Annotated in this window: 15 protein-coding genes, 10 pseudogenes and 1 other annotated feature; of the genes and pseudogenes, 11 read left to right on the plus strand and 14 right to left on the minus strand. The window is 69.2% G+C overall.

Annotated features, from left to right (window positions below; genetic code table 11):
* Positions 1-458 precede the first annotated feature (458 nt).
* Positions 459-947: pseudogene (locus WJ438_RS37865) on the plus strand (IS6 family transposase); the annotation flags it as partial.
* A 33-nt stretch (positions 948-980) separates the two neighbouring features.
* Here the strand turns inward: WJ438_RS37865 and WJ438_RS37870 are convergent.
* Entirely contained in the window at positions 981-2,636 is a 1,656-nt protein-coding gene (locus tag WJ438_RS37870; protein ID WP_406729178.1) for an ISAzo13 family transposase, read from the minus strand.
* Positions 2,637-2,699: 63 nt separating this feature from the next.
* Between WJ438_RS37870 and WJ438_RS37875 the strand changes: the two are divergent.
* Both WJ438_RS37875 and WJ438_RS37880 read left to right on the plus strand, forming a co-directional pair.
* Positions 2,700-2,786: pseudogene (locus WJ438_RS37875) on the plus strand (IS6 family transposase); the annotation flags it as partial.
* 47 nt (positions 2,787-2,833) lie between these two features.
* Positions 2,834-3,091 (plus strand): annotated as a pseudogene (locus WJ438_RS37880) (ISAzo13 family transposase); the annotation flags it as partial.
* A gap of 45 nt (positions 3,092-3,136) precedes the next feature.
* On the opposite strand, the pseudogene WJ438_RS37885 reads toward WJ438_RS37880, so the two are convergent.
* Together WJ438_RS37885 and WJ438_RS37890 are read right to left on the minus strand one after the other, a co-directional pair.
* A pseudogene (locus WJ438_RS37885) lies at positions 3,137-3,709 on the minus strand (IS6 family transposase); the annotation flags it as partial.
* A 74-nt stretch (positions 3,710-3,783) separates the two neighbouring features.
* Positions 3,784-4,038 (minus strand): annotated as a pseudogene (locus WJ438_RS37890) (IS110 family transposase); the annotation flags it as partial.
* 250 nt (positions 4,039-4,288) lie between these two features.
* Here WJ438_RS37890 and WJ438_RS37895 point away from each other — a divergent pair.
* On the plus strand, positions 4,289-4,831 hold the full coding sequence (locus WJ438_RS37895; RefSeq protein ID WP_406729990.1) for a hypothetical protein: 543 nt from the start codon (positions 4,289-4,291) through the stop codon (positions 4,829-4,831).
* 137 nt (positions 4,832-4,968) lie between these two features.
* Here the strand turns inward: WJ438_RS37895 and WJ438_RS37900 are convergent.
* Positions 4,969-5,293 (minus strand): annotated as a pseudogene (locus WJ438_RS37900) (IS110 family transposase); the annotation flags it as partial.
* Positions 5,294-5,513: 220 nt separating this feature from the next.
* On the opposite strand from WJ438_RS37900, the pseudogene WJ438_RS37905 reads away from it, so the two are divergent.
* From WJ438_RS37905 to WJ438_RS37915, 3 genes and pseudogenes are all read left to right on the plus strand, one after another.
* A pseudogene (locus WJ438_RS37905) lies at positions 5,514-5,792 on the plus strand (hypothetical protein); the annotation flags it as partial.
* An 88-nt stretch (positions 5,793-5,880) separates the two neighbouring features.
* Positions 5,881-6,966 (plus strand): integrase core domain-containing protein, encoded by a 1,086-nt coding sequence (locus WJ438_RS37910; RefSeq protein ID WP_406729179.1) that lies wholly within the window; start codon positions 5,881-5,883, stop codon positions 6,964-6,966.
* Positions 6,967-7,682: 716 nt separating this feature from the next.
* Entirely contained in the window at positions 7,683-8,279 is a 597-nt protein-coding gene (locus WJ438_RS37915) for a hypothetical protein (protein WP_406729180.1), read from the plus strand.
* Between the two features lie 127 nt (positions 8,280-8,406).
* Here the strand turns inward: WJ438_RS37915 and WJ438_RS37920 are convergent.
* From WJ438_RS37920 to WJ438_RS37950, 7 genes and pseudogenes are all read right to left on the minus strand, one after another.
* A pseudogene (locus tag WJ438_RS37920) lies at positions 8,407-8,661 on the minus strand (DDE-type integrase/transposase/recombinase); the annotation flags it as partial.
* Between the two features lie 28 nt (positions 8,662-8,689).
* A protein-coding gene (locus tag WJ438_RS37925) for an IS3 family transposase (RefSeq protein ID WP_406727042.1) occupies positions 8,690-9,924 on the minus strand; the annotation gives its coding sequence in 2 pieces (ribosomal slippage) (positions 8,690-9,645 and positions 9,645-9,924; 1,236 coding nt in all).
* Positions 9,518-9,649 (minus strand) — a sequence feature (AL1L pseudoknot). It overlaps the preceding gene by 132 nt.
* A 51-nt stretch (positions 9,925-9,975) precedes the next feature.
* A pseudogene (locus tag WJ438_RS37930) lies at positions 9,976-10,479 on the minus strand (IS6 family transposase); the annotation flags it as partial.
* Positions 10,480-10,634: 155 nt separating this feature from the next.
* Positions 10,635-10,859 (minus strand): helix-turn-helix domain-containing protein, encoded by a 225-nt coding sequence (locus WJ438_RS37935; protein WP_406729181.1) that lies wholly within the window; start codon positions 10,857-10,859, stop codon positions 10,635-10,637.
* A gap of 205 nt (positions 10,860-11,064) precedes the next feature.
* Positions 11,065-11,988 (minus strand): IS3 family transposase, encoded by a 924-nt coding sequence (locus WJ438_RS37940; protein WP_406729182.1) that lies wholly within the window; start codon positions 11,986-11,988, stop codon positions 11,065-11,067.
* Complete coding sequence (locus WJ438_RS37945; protein ID WP_030420377.1) at positions 11,985-12,293, minus strand: transposase; 309 nt, start codon at positions 12,291-12,293, stop codon at positions 11,985-11,987. Before WJ438_RS37945 ends, WJ438_RS37940 begins: the two co-directional genes overlap by 4 nt.
* A 67-nt stretch (positions 12,294-12,360) precedes the next feature.
* Positions 12,361-12,864 (minus strand): annotated as a pseudogene (locus WJ438_RS37950) (serine/threonine-protein kinase); the annotation flags it as partial.
* A gap of 177 nt (positions 12,865-13,041) precedes the next feature.
* On the opposite strand from WJ438_RS37950, the gene WJ438_RS37955 reads away from it, so the two are divergent.
* The 3 genes from WJ438_RS37955 to WJ438_RS37965 all read left to right on the plus strand — a co-directional run bounded on the left by WJ438_RS37955 (position 13,042) and on the right by WJ438_RS37965 (position 17,625).
* Positions 13,042-13,938: a transposase family protein gene (locus WJ438_RS37955; RefSeq protein WP_406729183.1), complete on the plus strand. Its 897-nt coding sequence runs from the start codon at positions 13,042-13,044 to the stop codon at positions 13,936-13,938.
* Between the two features lie 686 nt (positions 13,939-14,624).
* Entirely contained in the window at positions 14,625-16,103 is a 1,479-nt protein-coding gene (locus WJ438_RS37960) for an ISKra4 family transposase (protein WP_406729934.1), read from the plus strand.
* Between the two features lie 427 nt (positions 16,104-16,530).
* Complete coding sequence (locus tag WJ438_RS37965) at positions 16,531-17,625, plus strand: integrase core domain-containing protein (RefSeq protein ID WP_406729184.1); 1,095 nt, start codon at positions 16,531-16,533, stop codon at positions 17,623-17,625.
* Between the two features lie 55 nt (positions 17,626-17,680).
* Here WJ438_RS37965 and WJ438_RS37970 read toward each other — a convergent pair whose 3' ends face one another.
* From WJ438_RS37970 to WJ438_RS37980, 3 genes are all read right to left on the minus strand, one after another.
* Positions 17,681-19,297, minus strand: a complete 1,617-nt coding sequence (locus WJ438_RS37970; protein WP_406723662.1) for an IS1182 family transposase — start codon at positions 19,295-19,297, stop codon at positions 17,681-17,683.
* Between the two features lie 339 nt (positions 19,298-19,636).
* Positions 19,637-19,858, minus strand: coding sequence for an SUKH-4 family immunity protein (locus WJ438_RS37975; RefSeq protein ID WP_406729185.1), 222 nt, complete (start codon positions 19,856-19,858; stop codon positions 19,637-19,639).
* Between the two features lie 307 nt (positions 19,859-20,165).
* Entirely contained in the window at positions 20,166-20,306 is a 141-nt protein-coding gene (locus WJ438_RS37980; RefSeq protein WP_406729186.1) for a hypothetical protein, read from the minus strand.
* Between the two features lie 181 nt (positions 20,307-20,487).
* Between WJ438_RS37980 and WJ438_RS37985 the strand changes: the two genes are divergently transcribed.
* Complete coding sequence (locus tag WJ438_RS37985; RefSeq protein WP_406729187.1) at positions 20,488-21,576, plus strand: hypothetical protein; 1,089 nt, start codon at positions 20,488-20,490, stop codon at positions 21,574-21,576.
* Positions 21,577-21,666 lie beyond the last annotated feature (90 nt).

The raw sequence follows: 21,666 nt of genomic DNA on the forward strand, positions 1-21,666 counted from the left end.
AATGCAAGCACCCTATTTTGTTAGGGACTCTTACCCCAGCGGCCTCCTGCGTCTGTTCAGCGGCCTTGTCGCGGGCTGTATCGGACGACGGTCCGGACGGTGCGGCCAGATCCCCGTGGCCTGCCGCGGCGTACTCGTCGGCAAGGCTGGCGAGAAGGTAGTCCTCCTCGGCCAAGTCCTCTGGACTGCCTTCCTCGACGTCGCCCAGGTCGTCGTCGATGTCCCAGCCCTCGGCTTCAACGAACGAGACGGTGAAGGAGCCGGACAGCCCGAACGAGGCCCCTGGCGCGGAAGACAGCAGAACTGGCTGGTGCGGGTTCGCGGTGAGAGAGGGGTCCGCCATCTGCGCGGCAGCACGAGCCCGGGCGGCTACCGTCCGCTCGGGCGCTGTCACGTTGGCTGGCGGGGTGGAATGATCTTCGGGTTGATCATGGTGGAGGGGGTTGTCCGTGGGCAGTATGCCGCCGTCGTACAAGGGGCACCGGTGCCCGGTGGAGGTGATCTCCCACTGCGTGTGGCGGTACTTCCGCTTCCCGCTGTCATTCCGTGAGGTGGAGGAGCTGATGCTGCAGCGCGGCGTCATCGTGTCCCACGAGACGATCCGCCGGTGGTGTCTGAAGTTCGGGCAGTCCTACGCCAACGCGCTGCGCCGCCGGCGTGCGAGGCCGGGCGATAAGTGGCACCTGGACGAGGTCTTCCTCACGATCAACGGCGAGCAGAAGTACCTCTGGCGGGCCGTCGACGCCGACGGCACCGTGCTGGACATCCTCGTCCAGTCCCGCCGGGACAAGGCCGCGGCCCAGCGCTTCTTCCGCCGCCTGCTGCAGAAGACGCGCGCGGTCCCGCGGGTGCTCGTCACCGACAAGCTGCGCTCCTACGGCGCCGCCCACCGCCAGGTCATGCCCTCCGTCGAGCACCGCTCGCACAAGGGCCTGAACCAGGGGGCTGTCGAAAAATAACTCCTCGATCTTGATGTGGAGTTATGGGGGCGTGGAGTCGTGCCCGGCGATGGTGGCGAGTTGCTGCGTCGTGGTGACGGTGAGAGGGCCGGCGGGGATCGTGTGGCCGAGTGCGGTGAGGACGGGGTTGGCGTCCCGGAGCGTCGCACCGATCCTGCTCTTGGTCAGTCCGGTCACCTCGGCCAGCAGGGCGTGGGTCATGGACCAGCGGTTCTTGAGGAGGAGGACCGTGAGGTGATCGGCGGCGGAGAGTCGACGGCCGCCGGCGCCGGGACCACCGTTGGGTCGTTTCCCGGGGAGTAGGACGGGAGGGTGCTCCGTGCACCAGGTGCGGTAGCGGGCGACGAGGCTGTCGAAGACCGCCGGTTCCAGGCCGGTGAGGCTTGGATGACGTAGCCAGGCGGGGGTCTTGTCTCCGGCGGGGAACCTGCCGAAGGCCGGGTCACGAGGTGGCCTGGGCGCGGGCGGGGCGAGCGGTTCGGGTCGCACGGTGTAGTTCCAGGTGCCGTGCCAGTCGTGCGGCGTGAGGGGCAGGCGGTCCATGACGCCGTCGGGGACGGTGACGCCGGTGGGGTAGGCGCCGGGGTCGAGTTCGGCGTGGACGGTCAGTCCGGTGCGGGTCCGGGTGGCGCCGATGGTGGAGACAACGACTTCGTGGCTGGTCAGAGGGCGTCCGCGCCAGTTGATGCTGATCTGGGAGAACAGCCGGTGCTCTATTTTATTCCACTTTGATGTGCCCGGCGGAAAGTGACAGACGGTCACCTGCAGGCCGCTGTCCAGGGCGAAGGCGGCGAGTTCCTTCTTCCAGGCCCGTACTCGGTAGCCGTTGGAGCCGCCCGCGTCGGCTGTGATCAGCAGCCGGGAGGCGCCGGGGTAACGGTGCCGTCCCTCCCTGTCCCACCAGCGGCGCAGGGTGGCCACGGCGAACGCGGAGGTATCGCCGTCACAGCCCACCGTTACCCAGCCGGCGTCCGCGCCGATGTCGTAGATCCCGTACGGGACCGCCTTGAGAGCACCCTTCTCGGGGAAATCGTGCGCACGGACCTCGACAGGATGCCCGGCCCGGTGCCATTCCCGTCCGATGACCGCGTAGCGGCCCAGCGTCTCCTTCTTCTTCGCGTCCACGCTGATGACCGGCTGCCCGTCCGCGAGACACGCCGTGACCTGGTCGTTGATGTAGCGGAACTGGGCGTCACGGTCAGGGTGGCGGGCCCCTTCGGTGGTACGCGAGGTGGCCTGCAGGGAGAATCCCTCGGCCTTCAGGAGCGCGGCCACGGTGTCATGCCCGACCCGCCGTCCCTGCCGCGTCAGTTCCGCAGCCAGGGCGCGGGTCGACTTCACCGTCCAACGCAACGGCGACTCCGGGTCGCCGCGCTCGCCGGGCTCAACCAGCGCCAGGAGACCCGGAACCAACTCCGGGTCAAGATCCCGCAGCCGCTTGCGGCCTGCACCAACAGCCCGGACCCGGCCGTCACTCTCCTCGCCCCGCTCCAGCTCCCGCAGTCCACGAGCCACCGTCGACTCCGCGGCGCCCGCGACACCGGCCATCAGCCGAATTCCGCCATGCCCGTAGACCCGTGCAGCCGCCCCGAGCACCAGCCGCCGCTGCCGCTCATCCAGATGCGGCAACAACAACCCCAACGTCTCCGCCAACCCCGGCGCTATCCCCTCCGTCACCCCGGCATCCTACGGGCCAACGGAAGCCAGAAATCGACGAGTTATTTTTCGACAGCCCCCTGGGGCCTGAACAACCGGGCCGAGAACAGCCACCAGCCGACGAGGCAGCGCGAACGCGCGATGAAAGGCTTCCGCAGCGTCGGGGGCTTGTGAAGAATCAACACGTTGCTTTGCGGGCTCTGGCGCGTTGGTCTGGTATGCGCATACCGAGTGAGGTTCGTGATCAACCCGCCCTGAGATTCGGGGTGTTGTTTCCGCATCTGGATGAGCGGCAGCGGCGGCTGGTGCTGGCCACCGAGGCCCGGCTGCTGGGCCATGGCGGGGTCCGGGCCGTCGCGCGCACTGCGGGCGTGAGCGAGACGACGGTGCGGAAGGGGGTCTTCGAGCTGGAGGGCGGCGAGGATCCGCTGCCCGGCGGGCGGGTTCGCCGCTGTGGTGGGGGGAGCCGGTTCGCACCACCCGAAAACGCCCCGCAGAAGGCCGAATCGCCATGTTGATTCTTCACAAGCCCCCGGTGAGCGGAAGTACTTCATCGCGCGTTCGCGCCGGCGGGTGGGCTGGTGGGAGTTCTCGGCCCGGTTGTTCAATCCCTTGTGCGAACGGTGCTCGACCGAGGGCATCACCTTGCGGTGGGCCACGCCGTAGGAGCGGAGCTTGTCGGTGACCAGCACTCTGGGCACCCGGCGCTGCTTCTTCATCGGCTTGGCCAGGAACCGCTTCGCGGCCTTCACGTCCCGCTTCGACTGCACGAGGATGTCCAGCACGGTGCCGTCCTGGTCGACGGCCCGCCACAGGTAGTGCCGCACACCGTTGATCTTCACGAACACCTCGTCCAGGTGCCATTTGTCGCCGCCCTGGGGTCGGCGGCGGCGCAGGCCGGCCGCATACTGGGGCCCGAACCGGTCGCACCACTGGCGGATCGTCTCGTGGGAGACAGTAATCCCGCGGGCGAGCAGCAGCTCCTCGACCTCGCGGTAGCTGAGCGGGAAGCGGTAGTACAGCCACACTGCGTGCGCGATGATCTCCGCCGGGAACCGGAACCCCTTGTACGACACCGCCGCCCCGGCCTCCACGGCCACCCTCCCCGACCCCGCCAAGCCAACCCCAAGATCATCCTATCGACAGGCCCCCAGGCAACCTGACAACGCCCGGGAAAGCTGAGCAGGAGCTCGCTGTCGGCGTGCTGGCGGAATGCCTCATCGACGGCTGCCGCGAGGTCGTCCGCGGCCTGGCAGGCGGCGTCCAGCTGCTTGAGGAGGGCCAGGAGCTGGTGGCCGAAGGCTTCCTCGACGGCTGGGAGCTGGCGAGCGTACTTCGAGCGGAAGATGCCTCGCAGGCGCTCGGTTTCGCTGTCGAAGGAACGGGTGCGGCCGCTGCGTTTGAGAGCGGCTCGCAGCTGGGCCCGTCCCCGCCCGGTCCTCTGCCGCTGGGCGTCGCGGGTCACGGGGGATCTACGATCCTCGTCGGCCCGAACGGTCTGCGGCTGCGGCGGGAGACGGCCCGGACCCTGGGCGCGGCGGTGTGTGCAGAACTCGTCTGGCGCAAGGGATTTGCACGGAATCCGCCTCCTGCGGTCGGCCGCTCCGTGTGGCAGCATGCCCTCCGGATCTTCCGTTCCGCCATCGGCCCACGTACCTGTCACGGAGAGAATCATGCGCGTGTGCGTCATCCTGTCGGCGAGCGTGGCTGCCGCGTTTCTCACCCTCACCGGATGTTCGGCCGACGAGTCCTCGAGCGGCGGTAGGGAGAACGGGTCTTCGCAGGAGCGGACGCCGCCGCTGAAGGACGCGGACGCCGCGCTGACCGAGGCGGTGGAGAAGTACACCGCCGCCTACTTCGGCGGAGACGCGGCGACCACGTTCGGAATGCTCTCGGAGCGCTGCCGGGGCGTGGTCAGCGACGAGATGGACCACGCGGCCGAGGGCGAGGAGGGGGAGGCCCACGGCCACGCCGATGAGAAGGGCGGGGACGACCACGCCGCCGAGCACGGTGGCACCGCGTACGAGGCCGCAGTGGCGCAGGCCGCCGAGAAGCACGGGCCGCGGCGCGCCACCGGTGTCAAGGTGCGCGGGGAGACGGTGGGCACGGAGGACGGCCGGGTCCTCGTGGAGTACGAGGTCGAGGGCGTTCCGGATTTCGGCCAGGAGCAGCCGTGGCTGAAGGAGCGGGGCGACTGGAAGTACGACGCCTGCTGAGGCGGTGCCCGGCCGGCGGTGGTGTGCTGCCGGCCGGGCGAGCCGGTGACCGCGGCGTCACCGGGCGGCCCGGCACCGTGCGAAGCACACTGGTGGTGAGGCGGGGGTGCGGCCGTCGCGCAGCACCACGGGGTTCGCAGTGACGTCAGGACCTGGGAAAGAGGGTGCGCCTCCGGCAGTTCGCTGATCTGGGCTTCCAGGGCCCGGCGTCGTTCGTGGACGGCCGTGAGCGAGCGGGCCAGGGACGGGACGACGAGGCCGGGGGTGCCGGTGCCCGGAACGGCGGCACTCCGTTCGTCGAGCGCGTCGAAGACGTCGTCGATGAGCCGAGGTGGCCATGCGCGGGGCCTTGGGGCGGATCAGTTCGACGAGCCTGCGGCGGCCGGCCTTCCGCAGGGCGTCCGGGGAGCCGTGGCGTTCCAGCAGCCAGGTGACGGCCTGGCGGTCGAGGCGGGGGCCGAGGGACGCGCTCCCGCTTTCCCGGGAGCCGGCTGCTGGCTGCGATCTCTCGGTTTCGGGACAGTGGAGTGAAAGACAGTGGACCTGGGTGCGTTGTTGCTGGTCGGTGGTGGTTTAGGGACGTGGGGTTACTGTCCTGGACGTGAGAGATCCGCGGAGCATCGCTGTCGTGGGGGTGCTATCCCGTGAGGGGTGACGCTGTCTCAGTTCTGTGAGTTCTCACCTGGGCCCGGAGGAGATCGCCGACCACCTGGTCACCGGTGCGGTACGGGGCACCGAGGCCGTGGGAGCGGGCGTCGGGTCCGCTGCGGCGCTGCCCACGCCGCCGGCCATGCCCGCGGAGCTGGCCGCGGGCATCCTCGGAACGGCCTCCATCGAATTCAAGCTCATCGCCGAACTGCACGAGGTGTACGGTCTGCGGGCCCCTGGCACCGCACGACAGCGTGCCGCGCTGTATCTCGCGGAATGGACCGAGGGACGCGGCCTGAACGTCACGAAACCGTGTCCCGCTCGGAGATACGATTCTGGGTCTGGCCTGCAGCTTCTCCGTGTGGGGCAACGGCCTCCGCGGCGCCTGGGATGATCCTTCGATGCCGCTGTCGATCGTCACCGCGCTGGTCCGGAATCTGATCAAGGTGCCCGCTGCCGTGCTGCGCAGCCGGGTGGCCAAGGACGCGGAGGTGCTGGCGCTGCGGCACGAGAACGCGGTGCTGCGCCGCCAGATCGCTCGGGTCCGCTCTGAGTCCGCCGACCGGGTCTGGCCGGCCGTCCTTTCCCGGCTGGTCCCGCGGGAGCGCCGGCGTCAGGTCTTCGCGGTCACGCCGACCACGCTGCCGGCCTGGCACCGACGCCTGGTCTCCCGGAAGTGGGCATTCACCGAGCGCCGCCACCCGGGACGGCCTCCGACTGCGCCCACCGTCAAGCAGCTCATTCTCCGTCTGGCGCGCGAGAACAGCACCTGGGGCCACCGCCGCATCCAGGGCGAGCTCGCCCGCCTCGGCCACTCCGTCGCCCCGTCCACCGTAGGGGAGATCCTGCAGTCCTCGGGAGTTGCCCCCGCCCCGCATCGCTCCGGCCCTGCCCGGCGCCAGTTCCGCACCCCCCAGGCCCACGGCGTCATCGCCGCCGACTTCCTGCACCTCGACACCGTGGCGCTGGAGCGCCTGTACGCCCCGATCTTCATCGAGCACGGCACTCGCCGACCACACCTCGCCGGCGTCACCGCCCACCCCACCGCGCAGTGGACCATCCAGCAGGCGAGGAATCTCGCCATGACGTTGGGGTGCCGGATGGACTCGCTGCGCTTTCTGCTGCGGGACCGGGATGCGAAGTACACCGACGCCTTCGATGCCGTCTTCCAGGCCGACGACGTGCAGATCCTGCTCAGCCCGCCGCAGGCACCGAGGGCGAACGCGATCTGCGAGAGAGCCGTGGGCACCCTCCGGCGCGAACTCCTCGACCGGATCCTGATCTACCACGAGGCCCATGCCCAGGCGGTCCTGGCCGAGTACATCCGGCACTACAACCAGCACCGCCCCCACCAGTCCCGGCGGCAACTGCCCCCGGACAGCACCAAACCGCCCGCTCCAGCCACCGTCACCGACCTCCAGGCCCAGCGAATCCGGCGACAATCCCTCCTCGGCGGCCTGATCAACCAGTACCGGAGAACCGCCTGACCGAACGGCCTCGCCGCAGCTCACAGCACCGAATCGTATTTTCGAGCGACACACGGCCCGGTATCCGGCCAGTTGCCGATCCGCTTCGCCTGGCCTCCGGGGTGAAGAAGGCCGGCCGGGCCGGTTCCCATGGCCGGAAAGCCTCGAAGTCCCGCACCCGGTGCGCGGCGATTGGGGGCGGCGTCGGGGGGATCGATCAGGCGGAGCCCGGTGCTGCCGCGCATGGCTGATCCTTGGCGCGGTCCGTCGGATGAGACGGCCTGCCGATGAGCTCGTCACACGGTCCTGTGCACGGTTCGCAGGACATTGTGTTCGTCCTGGCGGACCTGGGGTTCGGCTCGGGCCGGACGTGCTGGCGCCGCCAGGACCGGTGGCAGAAGTGCAGGGGTCCTCGACCGACTGCACCGAGTCCTGCCGGCCTCCTTCGCTCGCGGCCTCGTCTGCTGGAGACGCCTCAACGAGAAGTGGTCGTGACCGTGTTGCGAACGCTGAGCCTGCCCGAGACCCGATGTCGTGCTGACGGGGTCCTCATGTCTAATTCAGGACAATGTGGTTACTGGTTTTCGACAGTCACATTTTTCACCATCCGTGCCGACTAGGGTGCCTCCTGATCCACTGCCAGGTGCTCTCGGTCGCCGAGAGGGAATACACCGGAATGTCCATGGGATGGGTGTAAATTGAATAGTCAATCGCGTCGCCCTCAGGGCCGTACGACGATGTCGTTCCTCCGCAGCAGGTTCGCCGCGATGGCCGGAGCGGTCGCGATGCTCGCGGCCGTCTTCGCCGGCATGGCCACCAGCACAGCGGCAGCCGCCGAGGCCGGGTCCGCGGGGGCCACGGTGGGCGGATGGACCTGCCCGGGCACCCCCGTCCCTCCCGGTTACGTCATCACCGCGTTCGATCGCAGCGGCTGCAACGGTTCAGGATCCTGGCTGCACGAGGCCCGCGACGGCATATGGACGTGCACCTACTCCCCGATCGTGACCGGGTATGTCATCACCGGCTACATCAGCAGCGGTTGTGACGGCATCGGCTCCTGGCAGCACAGCCTCGCCCGTGACGGCATCTGGACCTGTGGGGGCTCCCCGGTCGTTTCCGGATACGTCATCACCAACTACAGCCAGAGCGGTTGCGCCGGCGTCGGCGGCTGGTACCACCAGCTCGTCCGCAACGGCATCTGGACGTGCCCCTACTCCCCATCCCGTCGGGCTACCGGAGCACCACCTACAACGCGACCGGATGCGGCGGCCTCGGTGCCTGGTACACCGTGCGCGTCTGACCCCGGTCCCACGCACACACCGCCCCTGTCGTAAGCCACCTGAGGCACCACGTACCGCGTGGTGCCTCAGGTGTGTCATGGGAGGGCGTTGTCACGTTGTTGGGTGTGTGAGTGTCTGATGGCGCGTGGGGGCGTGGTGGGCTTGCGCTTCGGGCCTGGGGTCAGGCCGTGGTGGACCGGCCGGCGACGCCGGTGATCTGCTCCCAGATTGCGAAGCGGATGGTCATCTCGGCTCGGTGGTCGTGTGCGGTCATCAGGTGGCGGCGGGGCCGGAAGTGGGGCGAGATGCCGCTGAATGCGGCCAGGAACCGCTGCGCCCCGCCGGTACTGCGGAAGCCCTTCATCGCGCGTTCACGCTGCCTCGTGGGCTGATGGCTGTTCTCCGCCCGGTTGTTCAAACCCTTGTGCGAGCGATGTCAAGCCCCGGGTTTGGTGGACGGTGGGTTAGTTGGTTTTCAGGGCGAGTTCTGGGGTGGGTGTTGCCGCGTGGAGGGACTCGTATTCGAAGGGCGGGGTGTGGCCGAGTTCGCCGTGGAGCCTTCGCCGGTTGAACCAGTCGATGTACTCGGCGACGGCGATCTCGACATCGTTGATGCCGCTCCAGGGACCCTTGTTGCGGATCAGTTCGGCCTTGAACAGGCTGTTGAACGCCTCGGCGAGGGCGTTGTCGTACGAGTCGCCGCGTGAGCCGACCGAGGCCACGGCGGCAGCCTCGTCCAGGCGTTCGGTGTAGCGGATGGCGCGGTATTGCACGCCGCGGTCGGAGTGATGGACCAGTCCGGACAGGTCCGCGCCGTCGCGCCGGCGGCGCCACAAGGCCATGTCGAGTGCGTCGAGGGCGAGTTCGGTGTAGAGGCTGGTGGCGACCTGCCAGCCGACCACCATGCGGGAGTACACGTCGATGACGAACGCGGCGTACACCCAGCCGGAGAAGGTACTGATGTAGGTGATGTCCGCGACCCACAACTGGTTCGGTGTCTGCGCGGTGAACTGGCGTTTCACCAGGTCGGCGGGTCTGGCGGTCTCCGGTGCAGGACGGGTCGTGCGCGGGCTCTTGGCCCTGCTGACGCCGCGCAGGCCCGCAGCGCGCATCAACCGCTCAACGGTGCAGCGGGCCACCTTCCGGCCGGCCCTGCGCAGGGCGGCGTGCACCTTGCGTGCGCCGTAGACCCCGTAGTTCGCGGCGTGGATCACGCGTATCTCGTCGGTGAGCTGCGCATCGCGCAGGCTGCGGGCGGAGGGCGGTCGGCTGGTGGCGGCGTAGTAGGTGCTCGGCGCGATCTCGGCGTCCGTACCCGTCAGGACGTCGCAGATCGGCTGGACGCCGAACTCCTGTTTGTGCTGGTCGATGTAGGCGACCTTCAGCGCAGTGGGCGGTCCAGCTCCGCCGCGAAGAAACTCGCCGCGGACTTCAGGATCGCGTTCGCTCGCCTCAGTTCCTTCACCTCGCGTTCCAGCTCCGCGAGCCGGGCCGCGTCCGTGCTCGTCGTGCCGGCCACGATGCCTTCGTCGGTCTCGGCCCGCTTGACCCAGGTCCGCAGGGCCTCGGGGTGCACGTCGAGCTGGTCGGCGATGCGCTTGACCGCACCGGTCCGCGCGGCGGGGTCTTTACGGGCCTCGACCGCCATCCGCGTCGCACGCTCACGGAGTTCGTCGGAGTACTTACGGGGGGCAGCCATGATCGGCATCCTTCCGGGTCTTCGATGTCTCCATCAAACCCGGGGCGCTTCACGATGTTCCACTGAGGGCATGACCTCGCGGTGGGCCGCGCCGTAGGAGCGGAGCTTGTCGGTGACGACCACCCGCGGCACCGTACCGGTCTTCTTGCGGAGCTTCCCGAAGAAACGCCTGGCCGCGGCCCTGTCCCGGCGGTCCTGCACCAGGATGTCCAGCACGCTGCCGTCCTGGTTGACGGCCCGCCACAGGTACCGCTGCTCACCGTTGATCCTGATGAAGACCTCGTCCAGATGCCACTTGTCCCCAGGCTGAGGCTGCCGTCGGCGCAACGAGTTGGCGTACTGCTGCCCGAACTTGCCACACCACCGCCGCACCGTCTCATAGGAGACGGTCACGCCGCGCTCGGGCATCAGCTCCTCGACCTCGCGGTACGACAGCGGGAAGCGGTGGTACAGCCACACGCAGTGGGAGATGACCTCGACCGGGTACCGGTGCCCCTTGTACGACGGCGCGCTGTCCACGGACGACCCTCCCAGCCTGATCAACCAGAAGATCATCCCACCGGTCAGCCAACGTGACAGCGCCAACTGCCACCCGGCCCCACCACACCCTGACATGCCATCAGCTGGTCACACCCACACCAACGTGACAACGCCATCCCGACTCTACGCAACTCGGGACAGGTCCGAGTCTCCACCGATCCCAGAACGGTTCACCCTTGTGAACGCCCGGCCTTTTCGAGCCGTCGGTATGGCCGGTCCCCGCCTCGGCTGCGCAGGGGAGTGTCTGCCTCGGTGAGCACACGGTGGACGAACCCATACGACCGTCCGTGCGCTTCAGCGATGGCCCGTATGGACAGGCCGTTCTCATACTGCTTCTTCATCCCCCGCGCGAGTTCCTCACGGGCCGCACCTGTGATCTGTTTGCCCTTGTCCACGACTCGTCTCCTTCGGTGAGCGACGTCTGGCTGTGGTCGTCTACCCCCGGCAGGGCGCAAGTCACGGAACGGAAGCGTGCCCAGCCGTCCCCGCAAGCCCGGCGCCGTCTCGACTCTTCGTCGACGATGATGAAGCCCGCCACGTCCAGGACATGGCGCACTTCCTTGACGGGTTGAGGTTCCCCCGCTGTGCGGGAGCGGCTGATCAGCTGGTCAGGGCGGGTTGGCGGGGTTTCAGGTTCACCGGTTCGGCCGCTGCCTGTTCGGCGTAGTGCTTCTCCTCGAACTCGACGGGGCTGAGGTAGCCGAGCCGCTTCTGGATGCGCCGGCTGTTGTAAAAGCCGTCGAGATACTCGAAGAGTGCGAGGTTGGCCTCGGCCCGGGTGGCGAAGATCCGGCCGCGGAGGCACTCGGTCTTGACCAGCATCCACAGGTTCCCCGCCAGGGCATTGTCGAACGAGTCGCCCACCGACCCCATGGACGCCTCAATTCCCGCCCGCATCAAGCGGGTTGTGAGCTTGATAGACGTGTACTGACAGCCGTGGTCGGCATGATGAATGAGCGTGCCGGGGGCGACCTCGCGGGAGGCGAGGGCGTACTCCAGCGTGGTCAGGACCAGGTCGGCGTCCGCGCGGGCGGAGGTCTCCCAGGCCACCACCCGGCGGGAGAAGGCGTCCCGGATCGCCGACAGCCACAGCGGCCCCTCGCCGGTGGGGATCATGGTCAGGTCGGTGACCCACAGCCGGTCCGGCGCGCTCGCGGTGAAGTCGCGCCGCACCAGGTCCGGGGCGAGGGTGGCGTCCGGGGCGCGGCGGGTGAAGCCCCTGTTCGGGCGGCGTGGGCTGATGCCGGCCGGCTCGGCCTCGCGCATCAGCCGCTCGACCCTTTTACGGCCGATCGACACGCCCTCGCGCTTCAGGACGGCATGCACGCGCGGCGAACCGTAGATCCCGCCGGAGTCGGCGTGGACCTTGCGGATGTGCTCGGCCAGCTCGGCGTCCCGCCGACGCCGTTCACACGGCTCCTTCTCCGCCTGGCGCCAGCGGTAGTAGGTGGACGAGGGGATGTTCAGCTCCCGGAGTACGGGCTCGACCCCCAGGTGCGGATGCTCGTCGACGAGCGCCGTCACCTGGGCCGGGTCGGGTCGAGCTGTGCCGCGAAAAAAGCCGAGGCCGTCCGCAGGACCTCGTTCGCCCGGCGCAGCTCACGCACCTCGCGCCGCAGCCGGGCGAGCTCTTCCTTCTCCTCGGTGGTGAGCAGGTCGCCCCGCTCGCCGGCGTCCGCCTCGGCCTGGCGGATCCACCCGCGCAGGGCCTCGTGATGCACGCCGAGCTCCTCGGCCATGCGGCGGATGACGGGCTTCGGCTCGGAAGCGCGGTACATCCGCACCGCACGCTCACGCAACTCCAGCGGATACTTTCTCGGGGCAGGCATCGTCTGGGCTCCTCTCATGAGTCCCATCTGACCTGCTGTCACCTCTCCCCGCATCTCGGGGGAACCTCAGAGGCACCAGGCCGAGGGCGTACACGTCGGCGGGCCGGCCGACGGGCCGGCCGAGGACCTGCTCGGGGGAGAGGTAGGCGGCGGTGCCGATGAGCGTGCCGGTGGCGGTGCGGGTGGAGGCGTCCAGCAGTCGGGAGATGCCGAAGTCGGTCAGATGGGGGCGGTGGGAAGCGTCCAGGAGGATGTTGGACGGTTTGACGTCTCGGTGGACGATTCCCGCTTCGTGTGCGTGCGCCAGTGCGTGGGCCAGGTCGACGCCGAGCGCGGCGGTCGCTCGGGAGGGCAGCGGGCCCTTGGCGATGCGGTTTTTCAGTGTGTTGCCTTCGATCAGTTGCATGACCAGGAAGACACGTTCGTGGTGCTGGCCGGCGTCGTAGGCGGTGACAAGCCCGGGGTGGTGCAACCGGGCCAGGATCACCGCTTCGCTGTGCAGGTTCTCCTCGATGTCGATGCCGGTATCGGGCCGAAAGACCTTGACCGCCACCGGTCGTTGCAATCGCAGATGGGTGCAGATCTTCTGAGGGTGCCTCGTTGGGGGTGATTCGCAGGGGTTCGGGGTGTGGCTGATTGTGCCGACTTTTACGACTTGGTGCACGGTAACGATCGGGGCACTGCCGGGGCATGAAGTAGGCCGTGCGGCTTGGGTGTTGTTGTGACGCAATACCTGGGCCGCACGGCCTTGTCCAAGCGTATCTTCACCGGCCTCGCCCCGCGGCGCCTTGGCAAACTCATCGTCGAGCTCACCGACTCCTGGTTGGCCGCGGAGGAGGGGCGACTGCGTGAACGTCGAGGTCACGACCGTCGGCGCGCGCCAGGGTCTGGCCCCGACCACGAGTTGGTGTTCGTCGACCGGGTGATCGTCACCCTGGTCGTGCTGCGCTTCCAGCTCCCGCACGCGGCCCTGGCGGAGCTGTACCGGGTGGACCGCTCCACGGTCACCCGCGCCGTCCACGAGATCCGGCCGCTCCTGGCGGCCCGCGGATTCGCCGTCCCCGGCCGCCCCGACCTGCGCCTTCGCACCCTGGCGGATGTCTTTTCGTACGCAGCTGCCGAAGGCGTCGAGCTGCGCATCGACGGCACGGAGGTCCAGGTGCGCCGCCCGCGGGCCCACAAGCCCGGCCGCCGCGCGTTCGTCTCGGGCAAGAAGAAGATGAACACCAAGAAGGCCACCGTCGTCACCGACGACAAGGGCCGCACGCTGTGGGCGGGGGCATTTCGGCCCGGCCGCATGCACGACCAGACCGCCGTGCGTACCGAGGGCATCGCCGACCTGTTCGAGCGGTTCCCCCAGGTCAAGGCCCACGTCGATGCCGGATATCGGGGCCTGGCCAAGGAGTTCTCCGACCAGGTCACCGCCCCGCCGCTTAAGCCGAAGAAGGACGCAACGCTCGAGGAAGTCGCCGCCTGGGAGGCCAAGCGCCACCAGCAGTCCTCGGAACGGATCTGCGTGGAGCATGCCAACGCCGAGCACAAGCAGTGGCGAACCCTCCAGCGCTTCCTCGGACGCCGCGAATACTTCGACGAGAGCTACCAGGCCGTCGCCGGCCTGGTCTCCGACCGCGCCGCCGAAAGGTGATCACTCACCAGCCGACCCGCCCGGCCGGCACGCCCCGACCTCAATCGCGCACCACGCCGTTACCGTCGCCGGGGTCGAGCCCGCCGTGAGGCGCGGGGGTGCTGAGCGAGGGTGGGTGTGGTGTGCCGTCGTTGATGGAGGCGTTGGAGGCCAGGCGGGCTGAGGTACTGGGCCAGGCCGAGCGGCTGCGTGAGCAGATCGCTGGCCTGTCCGAGGAGTTGTCGCGGGCAGAGGAACAACTGGCGCGGTTGCAGATCGCGCGGGAGACGGTGGAGGAGGTGCTGGCCGCACCGTCTTCCCCGGTGCCGGGCACGGACGCCACGGGCGTGGGTGCCGGCGGAGTCGCCGTGGCGCTGGTGAAGGCCGAGGCGGAGCTGGACGTGACGGTGATGTCGCCGGAATACCGGGAGATCATCGCCTTGTTCGCAACCTCGGGGGCGGCGATGCGCTGCAAAGAGGTCTGCCGGCACCTGGGTCTGGGGACCGAGCCGCGGCACGTCGAGGGGATGCGCGCAAAGTCCCCGAAGGGGGCAACCCCCAGAAGCGGCTGGTGGAGCGCGGAATCCTGGCCGAGCCGTCGTCCGGGCTGTTCACGGTCGACGGCAGGAAGCAGGGGTGGTGAGCGTGGTGGGGCCGGCCCGGGCGCACTCACGGAGTGTGAGGACGCCTTCGCCGCCTCGGCGGGTCTGTTCGCCGCGGCGTGTGCGGAGCTGGCGGCCCCACAGGCGGCGGTGATGACGCACGCGCAGTTGGAGGACCTGCTGGGAGCGAGGATGCGCGAGGTCACCCGGCAGTTGTTCCAGGACCACCTGACCCTGCGGGCCAGGGACGAGGCGCGTCGGCAGGAGGTCGTGGACGCCGCCGGTGCCGAGCGCACCCGCATCGAGCGGGGCCGGCGCCGGAGGCTGGCCACGGTGTTCGGCAAGGTCACCGTGGTCCGGATCGCCTACCGCGGCACCGGCGTGGCGGACCTGCACCCGGCCGACGCGGTGCTGAACCTGCCGGACGGAATGCACTCGCACGGGCTGGCCAGGCTCGCCGCCATCGAGTCCGCCCGCGGCAGCTTCGCCGACGCCTGCGAGCGGATCAACGCCCACACCGGCTCCGGCATCGGGCACCGGCAGGTCCAGGAACTCGCTGTCAGCGCCGCGGCGGACATCGACGCGTTCTACGACGCCCTCGTGCCGGCTCCCTGCACCGACACCACGCCACTCATCTTGTCGGTCGACGGCAAGGGCGTGGTCATAAGACCCGAAGCCCTGCGCGAGGACACCGCCAGGGCCGCGGCCGCCAAGGGCGGCAACGCGATGAAGACCCGGCTGGCGTCCGGGGAGAAACACGGCAGGAAACGGATGGCCACCCTGGGAGCCGTCTACGACGCCGAATCCGCCCTGCGCACGGTCGACGACATCATCGCCGATCCCGACCGGCAGGACGACGCCGCCCACGGCGCGGCGCCCGAGCGCCGCCCTGGGCCGAAGACCCGCTCGAAGTGGTTGTGCGGCTCGGTGAACGACACCGCCGCGCAGGTGGTGGCCGCCGTGTTCGATCAGGCGGAGCACCGCGACCCCGGCCACCACCGCCCGTGGGTCGTCCTGGTCGACGGGGCCCGCCACCAGATCGACCTCATCAAGGCCGAAGCACAGCAGCGCGGTGTGGACGTCCACATCATCGTCGACCTGATCCACGTGCTCGAATATCTGTGGCGAGCGGCCTGGTGCCTGCACGACAGCGGCGATGCCTGTGCCGAAAACTGGGTCGCCCGCCATGCCCGCGTCCTACTGGGCGGAGGCGTGCAGCAGACCGCCGCCGCACTCGAGGAAGCCGCCCGCGCGGCCGGACTGCGCGGCGCCCAGCGCAAGGGCATCGACGAGGCCGTGAACTACCTGTCCGGCAAGGCCGAGCACCTGCACTACGACACCGCCCTGGAACGCGGCTGGCCGATCGCCACCGGAATCATCGAGGGAGCATGCCGGCACCTGGTCAAAGACCGCCTGGACATCACCGGCGCCCGCTGGGGCCTGTCCGGAGCTGAAGCCGTGCTCAAGCTGCGTGCCGTCCGCACCAACGGCGACTTCGACGCCTACTGGGCCTGGCACCAGCAGCAGGAGTTCATCCGCAACCACCAGACGCGCTACCGCGACCAGCTCATACCCACCTCCTGATCGACAGCACCCTCATTGGATCTGCACCCAACCCCGCGGACGCCCGCCCGGACGCCCCCGAGGACGTCGCTCCGCCCCCGCACCCCGCTGTCCCGCCATCAAAAAGCAGGCGTGACCGGAAGGTTGCCGCAACACGCGCAGACAGCATCACGGCGGGGTCATCCGCCACCAGCAGATGACCCCGCCGAACAGCGCCCACAAGTAAAAAGCGAAGCTTAGGGGTCATGACAAAATAGAACATTACGAGTATTCTGGACTCGCCGGTGCCGTTTCGTCCGGGTCGGGAGGTGCGTGATGGCCCTGCGCTTGCCGATAACCTCATCCGCCCTGGTCGGAGCTGGTGTGCGGGGTGTACGGGATGCCGAGTGCGGTCGGTCGAGTCTGCGCCGTCGCGCGGCTGTCGATCAACGCGGCATGATGACCAACCGTGCTGCTGCGACTGGCCTACTCGGGCAGGGCGAACGCGTTCGCCATGCTGCGCCTGCTACCGATGAGCGATCGGGACAAGGACACGGAGATCCTCGCCCCGCGCCACCAACTGTCGGTGCCGGCGCGCCAACTCGGTAAGGAGAAGGTGCGCTTCAGCCCGAGTGACCGGGCTTTCCCGGCGGCGCTGCTGTACCGGCTGCCGCGGGACGTGCTGCGCAGGCTGCGGCTGCTGGTGCGGCCGGACACGGTGCTCCGCTGGCACCGCGACCTGGTCGCCCGCCGCCACGCCGACCAGTCCAAGCCGAAGCGCCCGGGTCGGCCGCGCACCGTGCGCTCCGTCCGCGCCTTGGTGCTGCGCCCGGCACGGGAAAATCCCACGTGGGGCTGCCGGCGCCTCCACGGCGAGCTGCTGGTGCTGGGCGTGCAGGTCGCCGCCTCCACGGTCTGGGGGATCCTGCGGGAGGCCGGGATCGACCCGGCGCCCGAGCGGACCTCCAGCACGTGGGCCGACTTCCTGCGCTCCCCGGCCGACGCGCTGCCGGCCTGCGACTTCTTCGAGACGGTCACCCTGACCGGGGCACGACTGTACGTGTTCGCCGTGATCGAGCACGCCAGCCGGCGGATCCGGATCCTGGGCGCGACCGCGCACCCGACGGCCTCCTGGGTGGCGCAGGCCACGAAGAATCTCGTCATGGACCTGGAGGATGTCAACTGCCGGGCACGGTTCCTGATCCGGGACCGGGACGGGAAGTTCCCCGCCCTGTTCGACGCGGTCCTCGCCGATGCGGGGATCGAGGCCGTGCTCGGCGGTGTCCGGATGCCGCGGATGAATGCGGTCATGGAACGCTGGGTGCAGACCTGCCGGCGCGAGCTGCCGGACCGGGCCTTGATCTGGGATCAGCGGCATCTGCTCCACGCCCTGCGTGAATTCGAGCGTTTCTACAATGTGCACCGGCCTCATCAGGGCATCGCGAACGCCCGCCCGTTGAACCCGTTGCCCCCGCCGATCGCCGATCCGGACCAGATCGCCCGCCTCGAGGTACGACGCGATCGCCTCGGCGGCCTTCTCCACGAGTACGAGCATGCCGCCTGACCTGCCCGGACGAGGATTTCGGCAAGGGCAGGATCTTGGTGGTTAACCCCAATAGTCATGCGGCGAGGCGGAGTTGGAGTCTGGCGAGGTGGCTGTGGTTGGTGCGGTCGAGGGGGTGGCCGTTCCACCAGGCGTTGAGTCGGATGAGGTTGAGGGCGGTGGCGCTGGTGGTGTGGTCGAGGTGGGTCTTCGCGAGGCCGCGGTAGCGGGTTCGGCGCAGGCCGGTGGTGTGGGTGGCCTGGCGGATGGTGCCCTCGATACCGGCGCGGAGCGCATAGTCGCGCTGCCAGGTTCCGTCCTGTTGCCGGGCGCGGGCGGTGCGGATGGCCTCGGTGAGCTCACGGGGGTAGAGGCTGAGCCGGCGGCCCTTTCGTGAGCTGGTGCACTGCTCCTTGGCCGGGCAGGGGATACAGTCCAGGGCGGCGAAGGCAACAACGGTCTTGGCCACGCCCTCCTGGACGACGTCGTTCCAGGTGGCGCTGATCTTTCCGGCCGGACAGACGGCTCGCTTGCGATCCCAGTCGATGGTGAAGTCGTGTGCCGCGAAGCCCTGTTGGGCCTTGGCTTGGTGGGAGGTGTCGAGGAGGACTGGGGTGATCAGGGCGAGGCCGTAGGTTCTGGCGGAGGAGACGATGAGTTCGGCGCTGGGGTAGCCGGAGTCGAGGTAGTGCCGGGCGGGCAGCAGTCCGCGGTGTTGAAGGGATTGGTGGATCGGCTCCAAGGCCTTGGTGTCAGGCAGGGTGGAGGCGGTGGTGGCCACGTTGGTGATGATGTTCGGGCGGGCGGGCCGGTCTCCGTCGGCCTGTGGGTGACAGGTCTCCGAGACGTGGAGTTTGTAGCCGTTCCAGAATGTCTCGCGTTTGGCGGACCACCGGGTGTCGGTGTCGTAGGGGGAGGCAAGGCGTATCGGGGCGGGTGGCAGGCCGTCGCCGTTGTCCTCGGCGCGCTCGCGGCGCCGGATCCGTAGTCTGCCGTTCCGGTCCGGGGTGCGGATGTAATTCTGCAGCAGCACGATCCGTAGGGTCTGGACCGCGGGCAGTTCGCGCAGCCATGCCGGGGACGAGGGTGCATACACGGCCTGCAGCAGGGTGTAACCGTCGGTGGCGTAGTGCAGGGCGAGTTCGTGCTGCTTGGTCTTGGAGGCGGGCAGCCGCCAGTTGTCGATCCGGTCCGCGTAGCGGTGGCTCCAGTCCTCCACCACCAGCACCTGATCGACCCATTCGGGGCATGCGGCGGCCAGCGCGTTCAGGGCGGCGCGGACGCTCTCGCCGACCAACTCGAGGCGGTTCAGATCTCGCACCGCGGCAACGATGTGGGTGGAGTCGGTGCGCTGGCTGCCGCCCGCCTGCACCAGTTCCAGGGTCTGCAGGCGCTCCAGCAGCAGGTCCAGCACACGTTCCTCCAGGCCGTGGGCGACGACGCGGGAGCGGAACTCTGACAGCACGCTGTGGTCGAAGCCCGGGTCCTCCAGGTCCAGGCCGAGTGCGTATTTCCAGGCGAGGTTCTCGCGAACCTCGTCAGCAGCCTGCCGATCGGTCAGGTTCGCGGCCTTCTGCAGCACCGTGACCAGCGCCAGACGCCCCGGCGACCAGCCCGGCTTGCCCACCTGGCCGAACGCGTCAGCAAAGGCCGTGTCCGGGAACAGCTCCCCGAGCCGGTCACGAACCTGCACCGCCAGCGGCGCCTCCCGCCGGCCCGATACATCGCCCGGATCGCCGCCGCGACCTGCGGATCCGGCTCAGGCCAGGACTGCGGCTGCATCGACACGACACACTCCGATCCCCAAGGAACCACGACAAGATCAACGATCAGCATGATCCCATCCGCCGGAGCCGTCGTTCCTCAGCGATAACTCCGACTCACAGAAGGTGAATTGGAATTAGCCACCAAGATCGGGCAGGCCCGGATCGAACGCAGACAAGCGGTCTCCGGCCTCATCAACGAGTACCGCCAGACAAGCTGACCACTCGCCGGAGCAGCAGGTAAGAGGCTATGAAGCCATTTTGAAGCGCTACGGGTCCCTGATCTCCAGGCCGAAGGCGACCCTGGCCGCCTCCGCCGGATCCACGTAGTCGTCCTCCTCCTCGTCCTCGGCGTCCGCATCGGACTCGAGCTCGTCGAAGTCATCGACGTGCTCGCACCGGTGGTCCCACGCCGCGAGCGCGTCCAGGAACGCGATCAGCGAGGAGTTCACAAACCGGGGCTCCGGCAGCGAAGGGTCGAGCAGCAGCACCCGGCCCTCGTCGTTCGAGGGCGTACTCGGGCACGTGGTACCGGGGCGTCAGCTGAGCTTCGTGCTGTCCGAGCCGCCAGTAGCGTCGGCCGTTCCCGGCGAAGACCTCCGTGAAGGGCGCCCCGTCCGCGCTCGGGTAGAACATGGCGGATTCCCGGGGCAGGCCGAACTCGTCGGCCACCTCTCGCGCTCGGCGCACGGGAGCGGGCCGGCCGGACTCTGCCGCGACAGCGTCCGCGTCCAGGTCGAGGACGCCGTCCTCCTCCCACGAGGAGGAGTTCAGCCACTGAGGTATGTATGCCAAGGTTCACGCACTCCACTGCTTCAGGACCTGCACCGGCGCGAACTCCGCCGGCCAGACGTCGATCCGGATCCGTTCCATCGTCTCCTCGGACTCGTCCGCTGCGATACCCGCCTCCACAGCCCGCGCCAGGTTCTGCTGCTGCACGGCCCGACGGCACTTCGAGGCCGGCCTCCAGAACGTGGTCCAAGGACGACACGTCGAGCGTGGGCGGCTCCGTGGCGACGTGCGCCTGCGCATTCACGTCGACGTTCGCCTCGGTCCAGATCCCGCGGCTCTCCCCGCGGCGGCACGCTACCTGCCACTCGGGTGTGGAAGCATGCCGTCCATGTCCACCGATCCCATAGACGCGGCCGCTGTGGCACACACGGCCCGCCTCGTTGCCACGGTCCCCACCCCCCTCGGCGCCGCGGACGCCGACGCTCCGCGCATCCAGTACGGGCCCGGCCACAGGCTGCTCGTCCAGCGCGGGGACGACGAGCTCGCCGTGGTCGGGCTCGGCCCGACAGGGCAGGAGCACGGCGCCGAGTTCCGCTTCCCCGCCCCCTGGCCTCGGCCCTTCGGCGATGTCACCGTCTCTCCCACGGGCGACCTCGCCGTGTTCAGCGGCGTGCACGCCGTACGGGCCGTGGACCGGACAGGCAAGGTCCACTGGGAGCTCCCGCACGGGTGCTGGTCCGCCGCCAAGTGCACGGCGGCCGATGCCTCGTTCGAGGAGTACGCGGACGACCCGCGGCATCGGCGCGCAGGCCGCGGTTCCGCCGCGTTCAGCCCGGACGGTAAGCTGGTGTGGGCCCATGTGCGGCACGCACAGGACTGGCCGCACGAGGAGTGGCTGGTCCTCGACGCGGCCGACGGGTCGGTGCTCGGCCGGACCAGGACCTCGACCGTGGGTTCGGCGTCCGCCCACTTCCCGCATCCCGACGGCTCGTACATGGGACTGACCGTCGGTGAGGGGCATGAGGACTCCCCTTCCCTGTGGGGGCATTGGGACGGTACCGACCTGGGCTTCGAACGCATCGAAGGGGTACTGCTGCAGGACGTCAGCCCGTCCGGTGGGCACTTCCTGTGCACGGATCCCGGCCAGTGGGCGCTGTATCTGCACGAGTCCCCCGGCGCGCAGGAGGCCGGACGCCTCAACGCCAGGGATGTCGTGCCACCCGCGCCGGGTGAGGACATGGCGCGCTGGGATTACGAGGGCGCCTACCCCTACGAGGACGGCGCCGTCGTCAGCACCGATGGGCACACCGCCGAGCCCCGTCACTGGCTCGTGGACCCGGGCACACTCGCCCTGCGCGGGCGGATCGTCTACTCCCTGCCGGTCTCGGGCAGCCCATTGCCTGGCCCCGGCCTGTGGGCCACCCTCGCCGAGGACCGCACGGCCGTGCACCTGTGGAGTCTGGCCGACGCGAGCTGAGCGCGTCCCGCGACGCGAACGCCCGGCCGGGGAAGCTCCCCGGCCGGGCGTCCTGCTTGCGTGTCTGGCGGCGCCACTGGAGGTGGCGCC

This window comes from Streptomyces sp. GD-15H (assembly GCF_045291515.1).
Classification (GTDB): Bacteria; Actinomycetota; Actinomycetes; order Streptomycetales; family Streptomycetaceae; genus Streptomyces.

What these genes read in the sequence shown, in the direction of transcription:
- WJ438_RS37895 (WP_406729990.1), top strand. Translation starts at nt 4,289, where the DNA reads ATGCGCGTGTGCGTCATCCTGTCGGCGAGCGTGGCTGCCGCGTTTCTC.
- WJ438_RS37910 (WP_406729179.1), top strand. Translation starts at nt 5,881, where the DNA reads ATGCCGCTGTCGATCGTCACCGCGCTGGTCCGGAATCTGATCAAGGTG.
- WJ438_RS37915 (WP_406729180.1), top strand. Translation starts at nt 7,683, where the DNA reads ATGTCGTTCCTCCGCAGCAGGTTCGCCGCGATGGCCGGAGCGGTCGCG.
- WJ438_RS37945 (WP_030420377.1), bottom strand. Translation starts at nt 12,293, where the DNA reads ATGCCTGCCCCGAGAAAGTATCCGCTGGAGTTGCGTGAGCGTGCGGTG.
- WJ438_RS37985 (WP_406729187.1), top strand. Translation starts at nt 20,488, where the DNA reads ATGTCCACCGATCCCATAGACGCGGCCGCTGTGGCACACACGGCCCGC.